This is a genomic window from Spirulina subsalsa FACHB-351 (assembly GCF_026130165.1).
GTDB classification, from domain to species: Bacteria; Cyanobacteriota; Cyanobacteriia; order Cyanobacteriales; family Spirulinaceae; genus Spirulina_A; species Spirulina_A subsalsa_A.
Genome location: NZ_JAIHOM010000179.1, coordinates 1 through 6,995, shown reverse-complemented (window position 1 = coordinate 6,995; position 6,995 = coordinate 1). Strand labels below are relative to the sequence as shown.

Sequence of the window (6,995 nt, the reverse complement as noted above, 5' to 3'; positions counted from 1 at the left end):
GTCCTCAAGCCCCTGCCCCCTCCCCCAAACCCCTAACCTCCCCCGCTCAAGCCCCACAACAATCCTCCCCATCCCGCCCCTCTCCAGTGGTTTCTGAAGCCAAACCTGCCCCTTCAGTCCAACGCTCCTCCCGTCCCATAACCCAGCAACCCCAAAACAACCCCGCTCCGGTTGCCGTTCCCCGGAGTACCCAGCCGACTGTCACTCCAGCCGCCAGTGCCGGGACTTATCGCGCTCCCCAGCCCATTTCCTCCAACGATTTAGAAAAAATGCCCGTCAATGCTGATGTTGCCCAACAAGTGCGTCATCTACGGCAAGCGGTCAAGCAGGGAGACTTAGAACCCACCCCCCAACTCCGAGAAATCCGTCAACGGATTAGTGGCTTACAAAACGAATTAGAAGGCACAGAAGAAGCTCGCCACGTCCGACAATATCTAGAAAATTTACGGAGTTCAAACGTGAGTCAAGCCAAACTTCCCCAATAAAGCCCACCTTTTTCTCTCCCCCATGCCCAAGGTTTACATAACATTACATCAGGAGAATCAGTGATTCTCCTGAGTTTTTGTATTCCGTCACAAAAGTTAACCCGTGATTTTACTGAAATCGCTTACAATAGGTCGTCACAGGGTGAGATGGAAGAAAGATAAATCGTCTGGTAAAGCCCATAGGTTTTCGGCCAAATGACGGGTTTTACCCATAGGCGCGTTAAGTTTTAATGAAGTTCTTGGTGTAATCCTCAACCAATCTCTCGGGTGGAGTTGGGGCGCGTTCCATAGGGGAGAGAAAACGGCCATGACGAATATACCTGCATTCAAAACACATCATTATCATCATCGCCAACCTCAAGATTGCAGTAATCGTTTTTTAGTGACGGGAGGGCTGGTTTTACTGGTTGCCTATATGATTGGGGCTAGTTCTCACTATCGGGATTTAGATCGGTTGCAAGCAGAGGCTCTAAATCCGGTGGATGGGGAGAGTCTGACCCTAGAACAACAGGTGGGGTTGTGGGCGAGTCAGTATCTTGAGAGTCCTTTAGATCATCAGGCCGAAACTGGAGTTTCCTCGGCATTAGATCACTTTTTTAATTCTGCGCCCCCTCCTGCTGAGTCAGAGAGAGTCAGTGAAACGGCCGTTTCGGCTGCTCCAGAAGGTTCTGATGGGACTGTTTCCCGTCCTACTCCTTCCTCCACAACTCCGATGAGTCATCCCCCGTCTACTGTGGCCCCCTCCCAAGGGGCAACATCCAGTCCAATGTATGGGAGTCGAGGACGTTCTCCCGTGGCATCTGAGAGGATGGAGGTGAAACCGAGAAGGATTTCTCAGAGTAACCGCACTCCTTTGAGAGGGGTAGAAAACGAAGTCCAAAGGACTCCCCCAAGGACTCAACCTGTAGTAACGACTCCTCAACCTGTGGCAGTACAAACCCCCCTGCCTACTCCTTCGGTGGCTTCAGGGCGAGAGATTCCCCTCTATAACAGTCCGAGTCAACGGATTGTCACGATGCGGGAGGCCTTGAGACGGGGTGAAATGACTCCCTCCCCCAACTTACAGGAGGTTCGTCAGGGTGTTAAAAACATACGGTATCAAGTAGAAGGAACTGAGGCGGTCACGCGGAGACGACAACAGTTAGAAGAGTTAAGAAGTCAGAAGGGTGACGCACTCCCTCGCCCAATGCAAGGTAATGGTGAGGGTTTCTCTGCGACTTCTCGCCCCCTCCGGGAGGCCAACTGATTGAGGGATTAAGAGATGAGAATGGCCTTGCTTGTGGTCTTAACGGCTCCGGTTCTTGTTTTTCCCGACCTTCCCCAAACCCCAACCCTTCTGAATATGGTAGAACATCCTGACCTGGAAAAAGCGGCGCAATGGATAGAGGGCGCTTGGGAGTTGAGCAATGAGGGGAATTATCGCCAAGCTATCACCCAATTAGAACAGGTGCTGGCTTTGCAACAAGAGATTCTCGGTCAAAATCATCCCGTTGTGGTGGAAACGCTGGTACTTCTGGCTGATGTTTATTTGGCTCAGGGGGAGGATGGGGAACATAATCGAATCTATGGACAAGCCTTAGCCATGCGGGTTAAATTGGCTGGGGAATCGGAAGAGGCGATCGCGCAGTTACGTTATTTAGCCTCATTTTATACCGATCCCCTCCTAGACTACGCCCAAAGTCGAACCACCCTCCACCAAGCACTCCAGATGGCCCACCAGCTGCACGGTGGAGATCATCCCCTCATCGGCGACCTACTCCACGAGTTAGGGCAACTATACCGCTTTCAGGGTCGTCTGGCAGGGGCTGCCGACTTTTATCAACAGGCGATCGCCCACCGTAAAAAGGTGTTAGGGGAAAATCATCTACAAGTAGCCCAGAGTCTAACGGATTTAGCCCTTTTAGCCGCCCAACAAGACCATCACCCCCAAGCTATCACCCTAGCGCAACAAGCCTTAAACATTCAACAGGAACAATTAGGTTCGGCGGATCAAGATGTCTGGCGAACAAAAGAACTCCTCGCCCAGTTTTATGGTCAACAAGGGCAATATGAAACCGCAGAAAATCTCTTGCAAGGGGTTTTAAAGCAGAAAAACCGTCAATATCCCCTCAACACAGAAGAGAGTGTTACCACAGCCTACACCCTACAAAAATTGGGAGATTTGTTAGCCCAACAAGGGCAATATGAAAGCGCGGAAAATTATTATACTCAAGCCTTAGCTATCTTGCACCGTTGGGAGCAATCGGACTTACAAAGTGTGGCCGAAATATCCCAAGCATTAGGACACATTGCCGAGGCTCATGGGGACTATAATCAAGCCGAATCCCTCTACTTAGACCATCTAGCCTACTTCCAAAAATGGGGTCATGGGGGTAACTTTTTAGTCGCCCAAGCCCTCAGTAACCTAGCCAGTTTAAAACTCCAACAAGGAGAAATTACCCCCGCCCTCGACTACTTACATCAAAGTTTAGCAGACCAAGAAATCATCATTGAGCGAGTTTTACCCCTGTTAGGAGAAAGGGAAAAACAAAATTATATAAATCTCGTTTCAGGCACCACCCACCAAGCCATCTCCCTCCATCTCCAAAATGCCCCCAATCATCTCAACGCCGCTCAATTCGCCCTAACTACAATTTTCCGCCGCAAAGGTCGTGTTTTAGATGCCATTCCCGACAACTTACAAACCTTCAAAGCAAATCTAACGCCCCCACATCAACAACTCCTAGATGAACTAATAAACCAACGAGCTAAACTGGCCGAGTTACACTCTAATCCTCCAGCGAATCTTGCCCCAGAGGTTTATAGAGATCAGGTCGGGGAATTGCAGAATAAAATCGAAGTAATGGAATCTAAACTAGCTCGAATAAGTGCTAGTTTACAGGGAGAAATAACTCCCGTCACCCTAGAACAAATTCAAGCAAAGATTCCCCCGGATGGGGTTTTAGTAGAGTTGATTATTTATCGCCCCCACAGTCGCCCCTCTCCCGATCGATTAGTTTGGGGAGAACCCCATTATGCCGCTTATATTTTAGGTGCGAGTGGTGAGATTCAATGGGTTGATTTAGGCGAAACAGCCCCTATTAATCAGGCTGTGGAGGCATTTCAGCGCGCTTTAACTCTAGGAAATAGTGGCTTAACTTCAAGCCAATTTCAGGAAAAAGGACGACAATTAGACGCGCTTTTAATGCAGCCCATTTGTGCTAAAATTGCCCAGATTTCTGGCGATATTGCTCATTTGTTTTTGTCTCCTGATGGTCAACTCAATTTAATTCCCTTTGCTGATTTGGTAGACGAAAATAATCAGTTACTGCTCAAGAATTATCGACTTAGTTATTTAACCACGGGGCGAGATTTACTGGGTCAATGAGCAACCCCACCCAGTCAAAATCTGGCCATCATTTTGGCTAATCCAGATTATGGTGAAGTCGAGAAAATAGCTATCCCCTCTAGTCAAGGGTTAAGGGATTTGAATGTTTTGCCCCTTCCCAATACCGCGACAGAAGCCGAATTTTTATCACAAAAGCTAGAAAATGTCAAGATTTTTATGGATGATTTGGCGACGGAAACCGTGGTTAAACCAGTCCAATCTCCCCAAATTTTGCAGCTAGCCACTCACGGCTTTTTTCTACCCAATATAATGGTTTGCGTCGAGGGTTGGTGATAGCAGGGGCAGAAATTCACATCGGGGGATTGGGGAGCGATGGAATTAGATAATATGGAAAGCATCAAAATAAAAGCCCATGTTGGGCAGGATGGGGTGTTGTCTTTGCAGTTGCCTGTCAAAAACCAAGACATTGAGGCAATGGTGATTTACCAGGCTATCCAGAAAAGAAGCCATCAAGACTCTAAGCGGCGATTTGAGGCTATGCTAAGGCAGCATCAAGGTCAGAATTCGGATATTGACTGTGTTGTGTGGTTAGGCGCAATGGGCGATCGCATTTTTTAGGTAGGGCTTGCTGAATAAGTCGGGGAGTCGGGAGTCGGAAGTAAGCACTTGTGCCGATTTTAGATGATCTGTTGCCTGTTCCCTAGCCCTACGAGTAGAGTTATTAAGCAAGCCCTAGATGTCTTGGACTAAGCCACCAAGTCCCAACCGGGGAGAACTTCCACCAATTTCTGTGATTATGAGTTGATATGCCCAAAGGAAAGCAAGCCAAAACACAAAATAATGACTCACTAGAGCAGAAACTGTGGAAGACAGCGGATAAGCTGCGTAAAAACATTGATGCTGCTGAGTATAAGCATATTGTCCTGGGGTTAATTTTCCTCAAGTACATCTCCGATGCTTTTGAGCAGTTGCATGAGAAGTTAATGGCTCAGGAGGGGAACTACGAATTTGCAGACCCAGAAGACCCAGACGAGTACAAAGCAGAAAATGTGTTCTTTGTGCCGGAAGTCGCCCGCTGGTCAACACTTCAGGGTCAGGCGAAACAGCCCACTATTGGGCAGTTAGTTGATGAGGCGATGGAGGCGATTGAGCAGGCTAACCCCAAGGCACTCAAGGGAATTTTGCCCAAGGTCTATGGTCAGCAGAAACTCGACCCCGCCTCACTTGGGGGACTCATTGACATGATTGGTAGTGTCAATTTGGCTCAGTCTCCCAAAGGACCGAACGAGCAACTAGAGTTAGAGATAGACCCGGTTGAGCCTAAAACCGAACTCCGGCAGGCTGACCTATTGGGACAGGTATATGAATATTTCCTGGGTCAGTTTGCCCTAGCGGAAGGTAAGAAGGGCGGCCAGTTCTACACCCCAGAAGCGGTGGTGCGGGTGCTGGTGGAGATGCTGGAACCGTACCAGGGGCGAGTGTTTGACCCATGTTGTGGTTCTGGGGGAATGTTTGTTCAGAGCGAGAAGTTTGTCAGTCACCACCAGGGGCGACTAGATGACATCTCTATTTACGGCCAAGAGAGCAACGAGACGACTTATAAGCTGTGCCGGATGAACCTGGCAATTAGGGGGATTGATAGCTCTAACATTCGCTGGAACCCCGAAGGCTCGTTTTTGAACGATGCCCACAAGGACTTGAAAGCCGACTTTGTGATTGCCAACCCACCTTTTAACGACAGCGACTGGGGGGGTGACTTACTCCGTCAGGATGGCCGCTGGAAGTATGGAGTGCCGCCCGTGGGTAATGCTAACTTTGCCTGGGTGCAGCATTTCCTCTACCACCTAGCGCCAACGGGGGCGGCGGGGTTTGTGTTGTCGAACGGGTCGTTATCGTCAAATACGAGTGGCGAGGGCGAGATTCGCAGGGCTTTGGTTGAGGCGGATTTGGTGGATTGCATTGTTATGTTACCGACCCAGTTGTTCTACAATACGGGGATTCCTGCCTGTCTCTGGTTTCTCAGTCGATACAAGAACGGCAACAAGAATCGGAACCGCAAGGGAGAGGTGTTGTTTATTGATGCCTCAGAGTTGGGTTACATGGTGAACCGCCGCAACCGAACTTTTTCTGATGAGGACATTCAGCGAATTTCGGACACCTACCACGAATGGAAACGAGACGGCGGCGACTATAAGGACATCAAGGGGTTCTGTAAGTCAGCCACCCTCGCAGACATCGAGAAGCATAATTTTGTGCTGACACCGGGGCGCTATGTGGGCATTCCTGATGAAGAGGATGACGGAGTGCCGTTTGATGAGAAGATGGCGGCGTTGACGGCGGAGTTGGCGGCGCAGATGAAGGAGGCGGAGGCGCTGGATAAGGAGATTAAGGTACAATTAGCCAAGGTGGGCTTTGATTTGGAGGGGATAACCTGATGACCCTGTTGGCGACCTTGCAAAACAAACGAGAGCAAATTTTGGATATTGCCGCCAAGCATGGAGCCTACAACGTCCGGGTGTTTGGCTCGGTGGTGCGGGGCGAAGATACCCCAGAGAGCGACATCGACTTTTTGATTGACTACGACTTAGAAAAAATCACGCCCTGGTTTCCGGTGGGGTTGATTCACGATTTGCGGGACTTTTTAGGGCGAGATGTGGATGTGGTGGCGGCTAAGTCGTTGCACTACTACATCAAAGAGCGGGTACTGTCGGAGGCGAAGCCCCTGTGAAAGATAGTCGTTTGTACCTTTTTCATATTCGGGACTGCCTGACTCGGATTCGAGACTATACCCAAGGGGGCAAGACTGAGTTTAGGCAAAATGGCATGGTGCAGGATGCGGTGTTGCGTAATCTCGAAATTATGGGCGAATCAGTGAAGAAGCTGCCGGAGGTCTGGAAACAGAGTCAACCACAGGTAGAATGGGTGAAAGTCGGGGACTTTCGCAATGTGCTAGCCCATGACTATCTAGAAGTTGACCGAAAATAATGGGATACAAGCCCCGTCCTTCAGGACGGCTTTTTATTACCCATTTTTCAATTCCATGTTATTATAACACTTGATATCCATTAACTCAGTATCATCCGTGTTTGTCTACGAGTTTAAGGTCTACCCTAAACCACAACAAATAACCGCCATTAATGAAGCAATTAGGACATCCCAATTTGTCCGAAATAAAGTCCTTC

Annotated in this window: 5 protein-coding genes and 3 pseudogenes; all 8 read left to right on the top strand. The window is 49.1% G+C overall.

Annotated elements, in window-relative coordinates; genetic code table 11:
• Positions 1–485 (top strand): annotated as a pseudogene (locus tag K4A83_RS21335) (hypothetical protein); the annotation flags it as partial.
• A gap of 307 nt (positions 486–792) precedes the next feature.
• Complete coding sequence (locus tag K4A83_RS21330) at positions 793–1,731, top strand: hypothetical protein (RefSeq protein ID WP_265266723.1); 939 nt, start codon at positions 793–795, stop codon at positions 1,729–1,731.
• 15 nt (positions 1,732–1,746) lie between these two features.
• Positions 1,747–4,146 (top strand): annotated as a pseudogene (locus tag K4A83_RS21325) (CHAT domain-containing tetratricopeptide repeat protein).
• A 39-nt stretch (positions 4,147–4,185) separates the two neighbouring features.
• On the top strand, positions 4,186–4,431 hold the full coding sequence (locus K4A83_RS21320; RefSeq protein ID WP_265266722.1) for a hypothetical protein: 246 nt from the start codon (positions 4,186–4,188) through the stop codon (positions 4,429–4,431).
• A 188-nt stretch (positions 4,432–4,619) separates the two neighbouring features.
• Positions 4,620–6,248 carry a class I SAM-dependent DNA methyltransferase gene (locus K4A83_RS21315; RefSeq protein WP_265266721.1) on the top strand — a complete coding sequence of 543 codons (1,629 nt, stop codon included), beginning with the start codon at positions 4,620–4,622 and terminating at the stop codon, positions 6,246–6,248.
• Positions 6,248–6,541: a nucleotidyltransferase family protein gene (locus tag K4A83_RS21310; RefSeq protein ID WP_265266720.1), complete on the top strand. Its 294-nt coding sequence runs from the start codon at positions 6,248–6,250 to the stop codon at positions 6,539–6,541. Before K4A83_RS21315 ends, K4A83_RS21310 begins: the two co-directional genes overlap by 1 nt.
• Complete coding sequence (locus K4A83_RS21305; protein WP_265266719.1) at positions 6,538–6,798, top strand: HepT-like ribonuclease domain-containing protein; 261 nt, start codon at positions 6,538–6,540, stop codon at positions 6,796–6,798. The genes K4A83_RS21310 and K4A83_RS21305 overlap by 4 nt, the downstream gene beginning before the upstream one ends.
• Before the next feature lie 97 nt (positions 6,799–6,895).
• A pseudogene (locus tag K4A83_RS23715) lies at positions 6,896–6,995 on the top strand (transposase); the annotation flags it as partial.

What these genes read in the sequence shown, in the direction of transcription:
- K4A83_RS21310 (WP_265266720.1), top strand. Translation starts at nt 6,248, where the DNA reads ATGACCCTGTTGGCGACCTTGCAAAACAAACGAGAGCAAATTTTGGAT.
- K4A83_RS21330 (WP_265266723.1), top strand. Translation starts at nt 793, where the DNA reads ATGACGAATATACCTGCATTCAAAACACATCATTATCATCATCGCCAA.
- K4A83_RS21315 (WP_265266721.1), top strand. Translation starts at nt 4,620, where the DNA reads ATGCCCAAAGGAAAGCAAGCCAAAACACAAAATAATGACTCACTAGAG.
- K4A83_RS21320 (WP_265266722.1), top strand. Translation starts at nt 4,186, where the DNA reads ATGGAATTAGATAATATGGAAAGCATCAAAATAAAAGCCCATGTTGGG.